12 protein-coding genes, 1 other RNA gene and 1 pseudogene are annotated in these 14,624 nt (G+C 55.4%); 5 read left to right on the top strand and 9 right to left on the bottom strand.

The genetic code is table 11. The features are described from left to right. A partial coding sequence (locus AB7E14_RS09880; RefSeq protein WP_428169493.1) for a 6-phospho-beta-glucosidase occupies positions 1–1,420 on the top strand: 1,420 nt, incomplete at its 5' end. A gap of 104 nt (positions 1,421–1,524) precedes the next feature. On the opposite strand, the pseudogene AB7E14_RS09875 reads toward AB7E14_RS09880, so the two are convergent. The 4 genes and pseudogenes from AB7E14_RS09875 to gcvT form a co-directional block, all read right to left on the bottom strand. Further along, a pseudogene (locus AB7E14_RS09875) lies at positions 1,525–2,267 on the bottom strand (SDR family oxidoreductase). 78 nt (positions 2,268–2,345) lie between these two features. Next, positions 2,346–5,219: an aminomethyl-transferring glycine dehydrogenase gene (gene gcvP / locus AB7E14_RS09870; RefSeq protein WP_316962071.1), complete on the bottom strand. Its 2,874-nt coding sequence runs from the start codon at positions 5,217–5,219 to the stop codon at positions 2,346–2,348. A 131-nt stretch (positions 5,220–5,350) separates the two neighbouring features. Further along, positions 5,351–5,740, bottom strand: a complete 390-nt coding sequence (gene gcvH / locus AB7E14_RS09865; RefSeq protein WP_042999357.1) for a glycine cleavage system protein GcvH — start codon at positions 5,738–5,740, stop codon at positions 5,351–5,353. Positions 5,741–5,765: 25 nt separating this feature from the next. Further along, complete coding sequence (gene gcvT / locus AB7E14_RS09860; RefSeq protein WP_058587104.1) at positions 5,766–6,860, bottom strand: glycine cleavage system aminomethyltransferase GcvT; 1,095 nt, start codon at positions 6,858–6,860, stop codon at positions 5,766–5,768. Positions 6,861–7,153: 293 nt separating this feature from the next. On the opposite strand from gcvT, the gene AB7E14_RS09855 reads away from it, so the two are divergent. Beyond that, a complete protein-coding gene (locus AB7E14_RS09855) occupies positions 7,154–7,237 on the top strand; it encodes a hypothetical protein (protein WP_418224869.1) in 84 nt (27 codons plus the stop codon). A 73-nt stretch (positions 7,238–7,310) separates the two neighbouring features. On the opposite strand, the gene ubiI is transcribed toward AB7E14_RS09855, so the two are convergent. The 4 genes from ubiI to AB7E14_RS09835 form a co-directional block, all read right to left on the bottom strand. After that, positions 7,311–8,513, bottom strand: a complete 1,203-nt coding sequence (gene ubiI, locus AB7E14_RS09850; protein WP_044327065.1) for an FAD-dependent 2-octaprenylphenol hydroxylase — start codon at positions 8,511–8,513, stop codon at positions 7,311–7,313. 88 nt (positions 8,514–8,601) lie between these two features. Then, positions 8,602–9,780, bottom strand: a complete 1,179-nt coding sequence (ubiH, locus tag AB7E14_RS09845) for a 2-octaprenyl-6-methoxyphenyl hydroxylase (protein WP_102947998.1) — start codon at positions 9,778–9,780, stop codon at positions 8,602–8,604. Next, a complete protein-coding gene (gene pepP / locus AB7E14_RS09840; RefSeq protein ID WP_316962072.1) occupies positions 9,777–11,093 on the bottom strand; it encodes a Xaa-Pro aminopeptidase in 1,317 nt (438 codons plus the stop codon). The genes ubiH and pepP overlap by 4 nt, the downstream gene beginning before the upstream one ends. 31 nt (positions 11,094–11,124) lie before the next feature. Then, on the bottom strand, positions 11,125–11,703 hold the full coding sequence (locus AB7E14_RS09835; RefSeq protein ID WP_125339144.1) for a YecA family protein: 579 nt from the start codon (positions 11,701–11,703) through the stop codon (positions 11,125–11,127). 166 nt (positions 11,704–11,869) lie between these two features. On the opposite strand from AB7E14_RS09835, the gene zapA reads away from it, so the two are divergent. From zapA to AB7E14_RS09820, 3 genes are all read left to right on the top strand, one after another. Continuing rightward, a complete protein-coding gene (gene zapA / locus AB7E14_RS09830) occupies positions 11,870–12,199 on the top strand; it encodes a cell division protein ZapA (RefSeq protein WP_042999351.1) in 330 nt (109 codons plus the stop codon). A gap of 42 nt (positions 12,200–12,241) precedes the next feature. Further along, positions 12,242–12,425: non-coding RNA, 6S RNA (gene ssrS, locus AB7E14_RS09825), on the top strand. 20 nt (positions 12,426–12,445) lie between these two features. Beyond that, positions 12,446–13,042 (top strand): 5-formyltetrahydrofolate cyclo-ligase, encoded by a 597-nt coding sequence (locus AB7E14_RS09820; protein ID WP_044253985.1) that lies wholly within the window; start codon positions 12,446–12,448, stop codon positions 13,040–13,042. Between the two features lie 395 nt (positions 13,043–13,437). Here the strand turns inward: AB7E14_RS09820 and serA are convergent. Continuing rightward, positions 13,438–14,624 (bottom strand): phosphoglycerate dehydrogenase (gene serA / locus AB7E14_RS09815; RefSeq protein WP_428169492.1); only part of this gene is annotated, 1,187 nt, incomplete at its 5' end.

The following is a 14,624-nucleotide window of genomic DNA, read 5'->3' as shown; positions in this document are numbered from 1 at the left end:
CTTACCAAAAGATTTTCTCTGGGGCGGCGCGGTTGCTGCACATCAGGTTGAAGGCGGCTGGAACAAAGGCGGTAAAGGACCGAGCATTTGTGACGTTCTGACCGGCGGCGCGCATGGCGTACCCCGTGAAATCACTCAGCAGGTGGTGCCGGGTAAATATTACCCGAACCACGAAGCGGTCGATTTTTATGGCCACTATAAAGAAGACATCAAGCTGTTTGCCGAAATGGGCTTTAAATGCTTCCGCACGTCCATCGCCTGGACCCGAATCTTCCCACAAGGTGACGAAACACAGCCAAATGAAGAAGGGCTGAAATTCTACGACGACATGTTTGATGAATTGCTCAAGTACAATATCGAACCGGTCATTACCCTTTCTCACTTTGAAATGCCGTTGCACCTGGTTCAGCAGTACGGCGGCTGGACTCACCGCAAGGTCGTTGATTTCTTTGTTCGTTTTACCGAAGTGGTGTTTGAACGCTATAAGCATAAGGTCAAATACTGGATGACCTTCAACGAAATCAACAACCAGCGCAACTGGCGTGCGCCGCTGTTTGGCTATTGCTGCTCTGGCGTTGTTTATACCGAGCACGAAAACCCGGAAGAGACCATGTACCAGGTGCTGCACCACCAGTTTGTTGCCAGCGCGTTAGCCGTGAAGGCGGCGCGTCGCATCAATCCGGAGATGAAGGTGGGCTGCATGCTGGCGATGGTCGCGCTGTATCCATTCTCCTGCAAGCCAGAAGACGTCATGTTCGCCCAGGAATCCATGCGCGAGCGTTATGTTTTCACTGACGTTCAGTTGCGCGGTTACTACCCGTCCTATGTCCTCAATGAGTGGGAGCGTCGCGGCTTTAACATTAAAATGGAAGACGGCGATGCCGCGATTCTGCGTGAAGGTACCTGCGATTACCTCGGCTTCAGTTACTACATGACCAACGCAGTGAAGGCCGAAGGCGGCAGTGGCGATGCCATTTCGGGGTTCGAAGGCAGCGTACCGAATCCGCACGTCAAAGCCTCCGACTGGGGCTGGCAGATTGACCCGGTGGGTCTACGCTACTCGCTGTGCGAACTGTATGAACGTTACCAGAAACCGTTGTTCATCGTTGAAAACGGCTTTGGCGCTTACGATAAAGTAGAAGACGATGGCAGCATTAACGACGACTACCGCATTGACTATCTGCGCGCCCATATCGAAGAGATGATGAAGGCGGTCACGTATGACGGTGTGGATCTGATGGGTTACACGCCATGGGGCTGTATCGACTGCGTCTCTTTCACCACCGGCCAGTACAGCAAACGTTATGGCTTTATCTATGTGAACAAGCACGACGACGGCACGGGTGACATGTCCCGTTCACGCAAGAAGAGTTTCGACTGGTACAAAGCCGTGATCGCCAGCAACGGCGAGGTGCTGTGAGCTTTTGCCGGATGACGGTGTAAACGCCTTATCCGGCCTACATGCTCTTTCGGGAAAGGGAATATAAGCCGGATATCGCGCAGCGTTATCCGGCAAACATTACATTACTTCCCGCCCGCCAGTTCCAGAAAACTGCCCGTGACATACGACGCTTTCTCGCTCAGCAGCCAGGCTATGGCCTGCGCCACCTCTTCCGGCTGTCCGCCGCGCTGCATAGGTAACATCGACTTCACGCGATCCACCCGTCCAGGCTCGCCACCGGAGGCGTGGATTTCGGTGTAAATTAACCCCGGACGTACACCGTTGACCCGTATACCCTGCGCCGCCACCTCCAGCGCCAGTCCCGTCGTCAAAGAATCGACAGCCCCTTTCGACGCCGCATAGTCAACATATTCCCCCGGCGCGCCCAGCCGCGACGCCGCTGACGACACGTTCACAATCGCCCCGCCGTGACCGCCGTGTTTGTGCGACATCCGCTTGACCGCTTCGCGACAGCAGAGGAAATACCCCGTCACGTTGGTCGCTAACACGCGGTTAATCCGCTCGGCAGAGAGGTTTTCGATTGTGCTTTTTCAAACAAAATTCCGGCATTATTGACCAGCGCCACCAGCGGCTCATTTTCACGGTCGATCGATTCGAACATCGCCACGACCTGCGCTTCGTCACTGATATCTGCGCGCAGGGTAAACGCGTTCCCGCCAGCGGCGACTATCTTATTCACCACCTCGGTGGCAGCCCGAATATTATGATGAAAATTAACGGCAACCGTGTAACCCTCATCTGCCAGCTGCAACGCGGTCGCGCGCCCAATGCCACGACTGCCGCCGGTAACCAGTGCGATTCCCATAGCGTTCTCCCGATATGAAAAAGCCGGGTGGCGGCTTCGCCTTACCCGGCCTACAAATGATTTACTACCGTGGCAAAATTACTGGTATTCGCTCATCGGCACGCAGGAGCAGAACAGGTTACGGTCGCCATAAACGTCATCAAGACGCTTCACGGTTGGCCAGTACTTGTTCGCTACACCCGCCGGGAAGACCGCCACTTCACGGCTGTAACCGTGATTCCACTCTGCTACCAGCTCGTTTTGGGTATGCGGCGCGTTAACCAGTGGGTTATCTTCCAGCGTCCATTCGCCGCTCTGCACGCGATCGATTTCCGCACGAATCGCCAGCATCGCGTTAATAAAGCGATCCAGTTCCACTTTGCTTTCCGATTCCGTTGGCTCAACCATCAGCGTACCCGCGACCGGGAACGACATGGTCGGCGCATGGAAACCGTAGTCGATCAGGCGTTTGGCAATATCCAGTTCACTGATGCCGGTCGCTTCTTTCAGCGGACGAATGTCGAGAATACACTCGTGCGCCACGCGCCCATCACGACCGGTATAGAGCACCGGGAATGCGTCTTTCAGACGGCTGGCAATGTAGTTGGCATTCAGAATCGCCACCTGACTTGCCTGCTTCAGTCCTTCAGCACCCATCATGCGGATGTACATCCAACTGATTGGCAGAATTGATGCGCTGCCGAACGGTGCGGCAGACACCGCGCCCTGACGGGTCAGCATCCCTTCAATCTGCACCACACTGTGGCCTGGTACAAACGGCGCAAGGTGCGATTTCACGCCAATCGGTCCCATGCCTGGGCCACCGCCGCCGTGCGGAATGCAGAAGGTTTTGTGCAGGTTCAGGTGCGAAACATCAGCGCCGATAAATCCCGGCGAGGTGATACCCACCTGAGCATTCATATTTGCGCCGTCGAGATAAACCTGACCACCGAACTGATGCACGATCTCGCACACTTCGCGGATCGTCTCTTCGTAAACGCCGTGGGTAGACGGATAGGTCACCATGATGCAAGAGAGGTTTTCGCCCGCCTGAGCGGCTTTTTCACGCAGATCGCCAAGATCGATATTCCCGTTCTTATCACAGGCCACGACCACTACCTGCATCCCTGCCATCTGTGCGGAAGCCGGGTTAGTCCCGTGCGCAGAGGCCGGGATCAGGCAGATATCGCGATGCCCTTCATTGCGGCTTTCGTGATAATGGCGGATCGCCAGCAGACCGGCGTATTCCCCTTGCGCACCAGAGTTCGGCTGCATACAGACGGCGTCGTAACCGGTCAGTTTGACCAGCCAGTCAGAAAGCTGACCAATCATCTGATGGTAGCCTTCCGCCTGTTCTGGCGGGCAGAACGGATGCAGTTCGGCAAATTCCGGCCAGGTAATTGGGATCATTTCCGCTGCCGCATTCAGCTTCATCGTGCAGGAACCCAGCGGGATCATCGCCTGATTCAGCGCCAGATCTTTGCGCTCCAGCGAGTGCATGTAGCGCATCATCTCAGTTTCACTGTGATAGCGATTGAATACCGGGTGGCTCAGGATGGCGTCATCACGCAGCATACTTTCCTGAATTGAACGACTGTCGTGCGCCACCTCTTTGTCCAGGGTGTCGATGTTCAGACCGTGGCTGTCACCCAGCAGAACCGTAAACAACTGCAAGACATTTTCACGGGTGGTGGTTTCGTCAAGCGTAATGCCGACTGCGTTATGGATATCACTGCGCAGGTTGATTTCTGCCGCTTGCGCACGCGCCAGCACTGCGGCTTTGTCCGCCACTTCCACGCACAGTGTGTCAAAATAGTGGGCATGACGCAGTTTCAGCCCTTTTTGTTGCAGGCCCACGGCCAGGATATCGGTCAGACGGTGGATACGATTCGCAATGCGTTTCAGGCCAACCGGGCCATGATAAACGGCATACAGGCTGGCGATGTTTGCCAGCAGTACCTGTGAGGTACAAATGTTGGAGTTCGCTTTCTCGCGGCGAATATGTTGCTCGCGCGTCTGCATCGCCATACGCAGCGCGGTATTGCCCGCCGCATCTTTCGATACGCCGATAATACGGCCCGGCATGGAGCGTTTGAATTCATCTTTTGCAGCAAAAAATGCCGCGTGCGGACCGCCATAGCCCATCGGTACGCCAAAGCGTTGCGCAGAGCCGAAAACAATGTCCGCGCCCTGTTTTCCCGGTGCGGTCAGCAGCACCAGCGCCATAAAATCGGCAGCAACGCTGACGATCACTTTGCGTGATTTCAGTTCGCTAATCAGCGTGCTGTAGTCGTGGACTTCACCGGTGGTACCCACCTGCTGTAACAGCACGCCGAACACATCCTGGTGATCCAGCACTTTCGCCGCATCATCCACAATCACGTCAAAACCAAAAGTTTCCGCACGCGTACGAACAACATCCAGCGTTTGCGGATGCACATCTGAAGCCACAAAGAAACGGTTCGCGTTTTTCAGTTTGCTGACGCGCTTCGCCATTGCCATCGCTTCTGCAGCCGCAGTGGCTTCATCGAGCAGCGAAGCGGAAGCCATGTCCAGACCGGTCAGATCCAGTGTCACCTGTTGGAAGTTCAGCAGTGCTTCCAGGCGGCCCTGAGACACTTCCGGCTGATAAGGCGTATAGGCGGTGTACCAGCCCGGGTTTTCCAGCATGTTACGCAGGATAACCGGTGGCAGTTGCACGGCGGTATAACCCATGCCGATGTATGACGTGAAGCGCTTGTTACGCCCGGCGATGGCCTTTAATTCTGCCAGCGCGGCGTATTCGGTCGCCGCCTCGCCCACCTGCGGCGGGGTTGCGAGCTGAATGTCTTTCGGCACAATCTGGCCGATCAGCGCGTTTAACGACCCGGCGCCAACGGCATTCAGCATCTCTTGCTGTTGCGTGGCGTCCGGTCCGATGTGGCGTTCAATGAAAGCGCCGCTGTTTTCAAGCTGGCTTAACGTCTGTGTCATGGGCGATGGTTCCTGAAACGTGCAGTGAATCGTGATTGTCTCTGTCTGCGAGCCCGGTGGCGCTAACGCTTACCGGGCCTACGCATGCCTTCCAGGCCGGATAAGCGCAGCGCCATCCGGCAAAGGCAGATTTACTCGTCTTCTAACAATGCTTCGTACGCAGTGGCATCAAGCAGCGAGTCCAGTTCGCTCTCATCACTGGCTTTGATTTTGAAGATCCAGCCATCGGCGTACGGCTCGCTGTTCACCAGTTCCGGGGAGTCGCTCAGCGCATCGTTAACGGCCACGATCTCACCGCCGATCGGCGCATAGATATCAGAAGCGGCTTTGACCGATTCGGCAACCGCGCAGTCATCACCCGCGCTCACGGTCGTGCCGACTTCCGGCAGGTCAACAAAAACCATGTCGCCCAACAGTTCCTGAGCGTGTTCGGTAATGCCAACGGTGTAAGAGCCGTCAGCTTCTTTGCGCAGCCATTCGTGTTCTTTACTGTATTTCAGTTCTGCTGGTACGTTGCTCATCAATCAATCTCCAGAAAAGGATGAATCACGCGACGGCTTTGCCGTTACGCACAAAAACAGGTTTAGTGACTTTTACCGGCATTTCGCGGTTGCGAATCTGCACAATGGCCGTTTCGCCAATGCCCGCTGGTACGCGCGCCAACGCAATACTGTAGCCCAGCGTCGGAGAGAAGGTACCGCTCGTGATAACGCCTTCCAGTTGATTACCCTGGGCATCGGTGAAACGTACCGGCAGTTCATTACGCAGAACGCCTTTCTCGGTCATCACCAGACCAACCAGCTGCTCGTGGCCTTTTTCACGCTGGAGTTCCAGCGCTTCACGCCCGATAAAATCGCGGTCAGTCGGCTCCCAGGCGATAGTCCAGCCCATATTAGCCGCCAGTGGAGTGATCCCCTCATCCATCTCCTGACCATACAGGTTCATCCCCGCTTCCAGACGCAGCGTATCGCGCGCGCCCAGACCACACGGTTTCACCCCCGCTTCCACCAGCGCACGCCAGAAATCCGCCGCCTTTTCATTCGGCATCGCAATCTCATAGCCCGCTTCACCGGTATAACCGGTCGTGGCGATAAACAGGTCGCCGGCCTGCACGCCGAAGAAAGGTTTCATGCCTTCAACGGCTTTGCGCTGCTCGTCAGTAAACAGAGATGCCGCCTTCGTCTGCGCGTTAGGCCCCTGCACCGCGATCAGCGACAGGTCATCACGCACGGTAATGTCGATGGCATAAGGTTCAGCGTGTTGGGTAATCCAGGAGAGGTCTTTTTCGCGAGTGGCGGAGTTAACAACGAGGCGGAAGAAGTCTTCGGTAAAGTAATAGACAATCAGGTCATCTATCACGCCGCCCGAGGCGTTAAGCATACCGGAATAAAGCGCCTTGCCGGTTTTCGTGAGCTTTGCCACATCGTTCGCCAGCAGATAACGCAAGAACTCCCGAGTGCGACTGCCGCGTAGATCGACGATGGTCATGTGCGACACATCAAACATTCCGGCATCGGTGCGAACCGCATGGTGTTCATCGAGCTGAGAACCATAATGCAGCGGCATCATCCAGCCGTGGAAATCGACCATGCGCGCGCCGCATAGCGTGTGTTGTTCGTACAAAGGCGTCTGTTGAGCCATCTTGTCCTCATTGAATAAGCGGGGCTGACCACCCTTTCGCAGCGAAAATTGTCGCCACGAAACCCGGCATCGACGTCACTCCTGGACTCCGACGCAAACGTTCTCTTTGCCCCTGAACTTACCACCGAAATCCACGCTAAACCATAAAACAAAATTAACCATCACATTAGCTTATGACCAAAAACCGCCAAAACACCATTAGCATAAAAAACCATTGAAAAGGCCATTAATACAGATAAATGATAAGCGATCATCCATAACGGCCGCACATATCAATATTAAACGCTAAAAAAATGTCAAAACTGGCGTTGCGAGAAAATCATGACATTAGAAAATATAATGCGAAAAGAAGAGTGAAATTAGTTTATTTCAAATGAGGAAAGCCTCCCGGCGAAGACGCCGGGAGAAGGAAATGTGACGGGTTTCAAATTCTTTAAAAAGAGGGAATGCTTAGCGAAGCCACTCAGGCAGATCGTTTAATCCCATTGCCTGACGGAGAAGTTGCGGTTTAACGCCAGGGAGCGTATCAGCCAGTTTCAGCCCTATATCACGCAGCAGTTTTTTCGCCGGATTCGTCCCCGCAAACAGCTCGCGGAATCCCTGCATGCCCGCGAGCATCATCGCGGCGCTGTGCTTACGGCTACGCTCATAGCGACGCAAATAAAGGTACTGACCGATGTCTTTACCCTGACGATGCAGACGTTTGAGTTCATCCACCAGTTCTGCTGCATCCATAAAACCGAGGTTGACGCCCTGTCCGGCCAGCGGATGGATAGTATGCGCAGCGTCGCCCACCAGCGCCAGACGATGCGCGGCAAACTGGCGCGCATAGCGTCCTGTCAGCGGAAACACCTGGCGGTCGCTTTCCACCTGACACAGCCCCAGACGATTATCAAAGGCGATGTTCAGCGCCTGATTAAATTGCTCATCGCTAAGCTGCTGCATCCGTTCAGCCGCTTCCGGCACAAGCGACCAGACGATGGAGCACAAATGCGGATCGCTGAGCGGCAAAAACGCCAGAATGCCTTCACCGTGAAACGCCTGACGGGCAACAGCACCGTGCGCTTCTTCGGTGCGAATAGTCGCGACCAGCGCATGATGGCGGTAATCCCAGAAGGTCAGCGGAATGTCTGCCTTATTGCGTAGCCACGAATTCGCCCCGTCGGCACCAATCACCAGACGCGCGGTGAGCATTGCGCCATCTTTCAGCGTCAGGAAGGCTTCGTTTTCCCCCCACGCCACCTGCTGCAATTCGGCAGGCGCCATCAGCGTGATATCGGAGGATTGCTGCGCTTTTTGCCACAGCGCGTAATGGATCACCGCGTTCTCTACGATATGGCCCAGATGGCTGTAGCCCATGCTTTGGTCATCAAATTCAATGCGGCCAAAGCTGTCCTTATCCCACACTTCCATCCCGTGATAACAACTGGCGCGACGAGCCACAATGTCTGACCAGACGCCCAGACGGGTAAGCAGTTTTTCACTGGCGGCATTGATTGCCGACACGCGAAGCGCAGGATCGGCATCCATCGCCAACGGCTGCGGTTCGCGCTGTTCGAGCACAGCGACACGTAAACCGCTGCCCTGTAACCCGCACGCGACAGCCAGGCCAACCATGCCTCCACCCACGATTGCTACATCAACACTTTGCACTGTTTACTCCTGGAAATCGGAAACCGCCATCGGGCGTCATGTTCGTATAAATACCGGATGGCGCTTCGCTTATCCGGTCTGGAGATGTTTACCGCGCCACCCAGCCTAACGTCCGCTGCGCAAACGCATTGCGGGCGGGAGGGCATAATTCCATGGTCATCAGTCCCATGTTGCGCCCAATAACCAGCGGCGCCCAGCGGTTGGCAAACAGATGGACCAGACTGTCCGTCACGCCGACCGTAGTCTGGCGATCCCCCTGACGACGCTGTTGATAGTGCGAGAGCACGGCGTAATCACCGACGTCCCTGCCCGTTGCCTGCGCTTCAGTCAGCGTTTCGGCGAGACTCATAACATCGCGCAGTCCGAGGTTGAACCCTTGCCCTGCAATCGGATGCAGCGTCTGCGCGGCGTTACCCACCAGCACGGTACGGTGCGTGAACGCCTTCGCCGCCGCGGTGAGCGACAGCGGATACGCGCTCCGTTTGCCTGCGTGCGTGATTTTCCCCAACCGCCAGCCAAATGCCGTCTGGAGTTCGCGACAGAAACGTTCATCTGACCAGCTCAGAATCTCCTCACGGTGTTCCAGCGGATGGCACCACACCAGCGAACTGCGCCCTTCAGACATCGGCAGCATCGCCAATGGTCCATGCGCCGTAAACCGTTCAAACGCGCGGCCATTATGTGCAACGGCGGTTGAGACGTTAGCGATCACCGCCAACTGCTCATAGGGTTCCTGTTGCCAGTCAACGCCGCAGGCGGTGGCCAGCGCTGAACGGGTACCATCCGCTGCCACCAGAACGCGTCCGACGATCGTTTCGCCCGTCTCCAGCGTGACATTCACCTGGTCTTCGGTACGCGACACGCTGGCAACCCGATCCGGGCAGTGCAACGTGACGCCAGGCGCTTTTCGCAGCAGAGCAAACAGGCGTAACCCCACGTCATGCAGCTCAACCACCTGACCCAGCGCCGGAATGCGATAGTCCTCAGCGTCGAGCGTCACAAAACCGGCATGACCCCGATCGCTGACGTGGACGGTATTGATCGCGGTGGCGCAGTCGGCAATTGCCTGCCAGACGCCAATGCGTGCCAGTTGTTGGCAGGTCCCCGCCGCGAGCGCAATCGCCCGGGCATCAAACCCGGGATGACTGTCCGCTTCGGGGGCGGTCGCTTCAATCAGATGAACCGGCAGCGTCCCCTGACTCAACCGGGAAATCGCCAGCGCCAGCGTCGCGCCCACCATGCCACCGCCAACAATGATCACGCTCATGCCTTTTTCGCCGCCGCCATTAACGCTTCAATCTCATCCGCCTTTTTGACGACGCCAGCGGTCAGATTTTCGTTGCCGTTTTCGGTGATCAGAATGTCATCTTCAATACGGATCCCGATCCCCCGATACGCTTCCGGGACATCGGCATCAGGCGCAATATACAGCCCTGGTTCAACGGTAATCACCATTCCCGGCGCCAGGATGCGGGAACGATCCTGCTCATATTCGCCGACATCATGGACATCCAGCCCCAGCCAGTGGCTCAGACCGTGCATGAAGAACGGACGATGCGCGTTATCGGCGATCAGTTGATCCACTTCGCCCTGCAAAATACCCAGCTTCACCAGCCCGGTAATCATAATGCGCACGACTTCGCCGGTGACTTCCTGAATCGAGGTGCCCGGACGGTACAGACGCAGGCTGGTTTCCAGTGATTCCAGGACGATGTCGTAGATTTCACGTTGCGCCGGGGTAAATTTGCCATTCACCGGGAACGTTCGGGTGATATCCCCGGCATAGCCCTGGTATTCACAACCTGCATCAATCAGCACCAAATCACCGTCACGCAGTTCACTTTCATTTTCGGTGTAATGCAGAATACAGCCATTTTCACCGCTGCCCACAATGGTGTTGTAGGACGGATAGCGTGCGCCGTGGCGAGTAAATTCGTGGTGAATTTCGCCTTCCAGGTGATACTCAAACATCCCCGGACGGCATTTCTCCATCGCCCGGGTATGCGCGAGTGCCGTAATTTCTCCAGCACGACGCATCACCGCAATCTCTTCGGGCGACTTAAACAGGCGCATTTCATGCACCATCGGCCGCCAGTCGATCAGGGTCGACGGCGCTTTCAGGTTCTGGCGCGAGCCTTTGCGCAGTTTTTCCAGCGCGGTGAAGACAATCTCATCCGCATACGCATATTCGCCCTGCGCGTGATACACCACGTCCAGACCATTAAGAAGTTGAAAAAGCTGTTGATTAATTTCGCTGAAGGCCAGCGCGCGATCCACCGCCAGTTTTTCCGGCGCGGCATCTTGTCCCAGACGTCGACCAAACCAGATTTCTGCAGTCAGATCGCGAATGCGGTTGAACAACACGCTGTGGTTATGGGTATCGTCGCTTTTAATCAGTACCAGAACGGCTTCCGGTTCGTTAAAACCGGTGAAATACCAGAAATCGCTGCTCTGGCGATACGGGTATTCACTGTCCGCGCTGCGCGTTACTTCCGGCGCGGCAAAAATCAGCGCGGCGCTGCCTGGCTGCATTTGCGCAAGCAGTGCCTGGCGACGACGTTGGTATTCCTGCGGTGTCATGACGTGGTGGCCTCCATTATCGTTTTACTTTTTAGTGTAGGGTCGGTTTACGCACTTCCGGTGCGGTCGGCGGCTGACGAGTGAAGGTATCGTGGCACAGCAGCGCCGCGACACGCACATACTCGATGATCTCTTCGAGCGACATCTCCAGCTCTTCCTGATCTTCCTCTTCGTCATAGCCGAGCTGCGCGATGTTGCGCAAATCGTCGATAGCTTCGCCCGTTTCTCCGGTCACTTTATCAAGCTTCGGCTGCGTGACGCCGAGGCCAAGCAGGAAGTGATTAACCCATCCCGCCAGTGCGTCTGCACGATCGAAAACGCTCACGTCATCGCCTTCAGGCAGATAAAGCTGAAAAAGGAAACCATCATCTTCAAGCGCGTCGCTGGTCGCGGAGTGCATTTTACGCAGCGCCTGAGCCAGTTCATGACCGAAGGCCAGCCCTTCGTTCGTCAGGTCGTGAAGCAGCGGCTGCCAGGAGCTGTCGTTATTACCACCGCAAATCATCCCGCTGATCAAACCGTGCATTTCCGCAGGGGTCAGTCCGGCCCCTTGTTGGTTCAAATACTGGTTCATTTCACTGTAACCAGGCATTTCGTTCTGTATAGACATAAGCATTCGTCATCAAAGGGAGGATATTCATGGTATGCTACCACTTTGGACCCTGGTGAACCAGAATAGGGCTTGTATCTTCACACCAGGGTAGCTATAGTGTCGCCCCTTCGCGGACCCAGGGTCTGGAGACGAAGGCAGCACAGTCAATCAGCAGGAAGGTGGCATGTCTGCACAACCCGTCGATATCCAAATATTTGGCCGTTCACTGCGAGTGAATTGCCCGCCTGAACAAAGGGATGCGTTGAATCAGGCTGCGGACGATCTGAATCAGCGGTTGCAAGATCTGAAAGTTCGCACTAGAGTCACAAATACTGAGCAACTGGTATTCATTGCTGCACTGAATATTAGCTACGAACTGGCTCAGGAAAAAGCGAAGACCCGCGACTACGCGGCGAGCATGGAACAACGTATTCGGATGCTCCAACAGACCATTGAACAGGCACTGCTTGATCAGGGTCGCATAACCGAAAAAACGAACCAAAACTTTGAATAACACTTTTCGGTTTACTATGGTAGAGTGACCGTGAAGACAAAAATTTCTCTGAGATGTTTGCAAGCGGGCCAGTCCCCTGAGCCGATATTTCATACCACAAGAATGTGGCGATCCATGGTTGGTGAGCATGCTCGGTCCGTCCGAGAAGCCTTAAAACTGTGACGACGCATTCACCTTGAACCAAGGGTTCAAGGGTTACAGCCTGCGGCGGCATCTCGGAGATTCTCCTTCTACCTGGCGACAGCCATGACATTACTTTCTGAACTCCCTTTATCACGACAAACCATTCGCCAGATGATTAGGCAACGTCGTCGTGCGCTCACACTTTCGCAGCAAATCACCTTCGGTCAGCAGGCCGCAACACGCATGCTTGCATACCCTCCCGTAGTGATGGCGCACACGGTCGCCGTGTTTTTGTCATTTGATGGCGAACTCGATACTCAGCCCCTAATCGAACAACTCTGGCACGCGGGAAAACGCGTCTATCTCCCGGTCCTGCACCCATTCAGCCCCGGTAATTTGCTGTTTCTGCACTATCACCCGCACAGTGAACTGATCACTAATCGGCTGAAGATTCAGGAACCTAAACTCGACGTTCGTGATGTTCTGCCGCTTTCGCAACTGGACGTGCTGGTCACGCCACTGGTGGCGTTTGATGAGTACGGTCAGCGTTTAGGGATGGGTGGCGGATTCTACGATCGCACCTTGCAAAACTGGCAACAGCATGGTCTGACGCCCGTAGGGTATGCCCACGACTGTCAGCGTGTGGAGAAATTGCCGGCAGAAGAGTGGGATGTCCCCTTACCGGCCGTCGTAACGCCGTCAAAAGTGTGGGAGTGGTAAGCGCTTCTTTGCTGATTGACACCGCCGTTTTTTTGACCTAAATTTCCTCGGTAAGGGTGAGGGAGGCGAACCTCCCTCCTGCGTTTTCGCTGTTAATATGCTGGCCAGGCGATGATTAACAGGATAAGCAGCATGATGACATAACTCATCATCGTCCCTTTCCTTTTTAGAGCCCCTGCTTCGGTAGGGGCTTTCTCGTTTCAGCGCTGTGCTGCGCCTCTATCGTAAATTCCTTTTGTTGATGTACAACGCGTAGCGAAGCCTTTAATCATCAATTGCGGCAAGGCTCGAAAACAGGATGTATGCGTTACAACAAGGGATGACGATGTCGGGAAAACGAAGGGAGAAAGGAAGAAATGACGGGCAGACTCAGCGCCTGCCCGCATCGGTAAGAATCAGTACAACAGGCGCGCGCGAATAGTGCCCGGAATGGCCTTCATCGCCAACAGCGCTTTCTCGGCGACTGCTTCATCCGCTTCAATATCGATAACGACATAGCCCATTTGCGCCGACGTTTGCAGATACTGCGCGGCAATGTTGACGCCCTGCTCGGCAAAAATCTGGTTCAGGGAAGTCAGCACGCCAGGACGGTTTTCATGGATGTGCATCAGACGACGCCCGCCGTGGAGCGGCAGCGACACTTCCGGGAAGTTAACCGCAGAAAGCGTAGAGCCGTTATCGGAATACTTCGCCAGTTTACCTGCCACTTCCAGACCGATGTTTTCTTGCGCTTCCTGAGTGGAGCCTCCGATATGCGGCGTCAGGATCACGTTGTCAAAGTCGCAGAGCGGTGAAGTGAACGGATCGCTGTTGGTTGCCGGCTCGGTTGGGAACACGTCGATTGCCGCCCCTGCCAGGTGTTTGGTCGCCAGCGCATCGCACAACGCGGGAATATCTACCACGGTGCCACGTGCGGCGTTGATCAGCAGCGAGCCAGGCTTCATCAGCGCGATCTCTTTCGCGCCCATCATGTTCTTCGTTGAGGCGTTTTCCGGCACGTGCAGGCTGACCACGTCGCTCATGTTGAGCAGTTCAGACAGATGCTGAACCTGAGTGGCATTACCCAGCGGCAGCTTGTTTTCAATGTCGTAGAAGTAAACGTGCATCCCCAGGGATTCCGCCAGAATACCCAACTGAGTCCCGATGTGGCCGTAGCCAATAATGCCGAGTCTTTTACCACGCGCTTCAAACGAACCGGCAGCCAGTTTATTCCACACGCCGCGGTGCGCTTTGGCATTTGCTTCCGGTACGCCGCGCAGCAGCAGTAGCAACTCACCAATCACCAACTCCGCCACGGAACGAGTGTTAGAGAACGGCGCGTTAAACACCGGAATACCGCGCTTTGCTGCCGCCTTCAGGTCTACCTGGTTGGTGCCGATACAGAAGCAACCGATAGCGACCAGTTTTTCCGCCGCGTTAATCACCTCTTCTGTCAGATGGGTACGGGATCGCAGGCCAATGAAGTGGGCATCACGGATGGACTCTTTCAGCTCTTCAGCATCCAGTGCCCCTTTGTGAAATTCGATGTTGGTATAACCTGCCGCCCGAAGGCTATCCAGCGCCTTTTGATGCACGCCTTCAA

It is taken from the genome of Citrobacter sp., assembly GCF_050252275.1.
Lineage (GTDB): Bacteria > Pseudomonadota > Gammaproteobacteria > Enterobacterales > Enterobacteriaceae > Citrobacter_A > Citrobacter_A amalonaticus.
The sequence above is the reverse complement of the archived record's forward strand: the minus strand, read 5'-3'. Positions and strand labels throughout refer to the sequence as shown.

What these genes read in the sequence shown, in the direction of transcription:
- AB7E14_RS09820 (WP_044253985.1), top strand. Translation starts at nt 12,446, where the DNA reads ATGACATTACTTTCTGAACTCCCTTTATCACGACAAACCATTCGCCAG.
- ubiH (WP_102947998.1), bottom strand. Translation starts at nt 9,780, where the DNA reads ATGAGCGTGATCATTGTTGGCGGTGGCATGGTGGGCGCGACGCTGGCG.
- gcvH (WP_042999357.1), bottom strand. Translation starts at nt 5,740, where the DNA reads ATGAGCAACGTACCAGCAGAACTGAAATACAGTAAAGAACACGAATGG.
- gcvT (WP_058587104.1), bottom strand. Translation starts at nt 6,860, where the DNA reads ATGGCTCAACAGACGCCTTTGTACGAACAACACACGCTATGCGGCGCG.
- pepP (WP_316962072.1), bottom strand. Translation starts at nt 11,093, where the DNA reads ATGACACCGCAGGAATACCAACGTCGTCGCCAGGCACTGCTTGCGCAA.
- gcvP (WP_316962071.1), bottom strand. Translation starts at nt 5,219, where the DNA reads ATGACACAGACGTTAAGCCAGCTTGAAAACAGCGGCGCTTTCATTGAA.
- AB7E14_RS09835 (WP_125339144.1), bottom strand. Translation starts at nt 11,703, where the DNA reads ATGTCTATACAGAACGAAATGCCTGGTTACAGTGAAATGAACCAGTAT.
- zapA (WP_042999351.1), top strand. Translation starts at nt 11,870, where the DNA reads ATGTCTGCACAACCCGTCGATATCCAAATATTTGGCCGTTCACTGCGA.
- AB7E14_RS09855 (WP_418224869.1), top strand. Translation starts at nt 7,154, where the DNA reads ATGTCAAAACTGGCGTTGCGAGAAAATCATGACATTAGAAAATATAAT.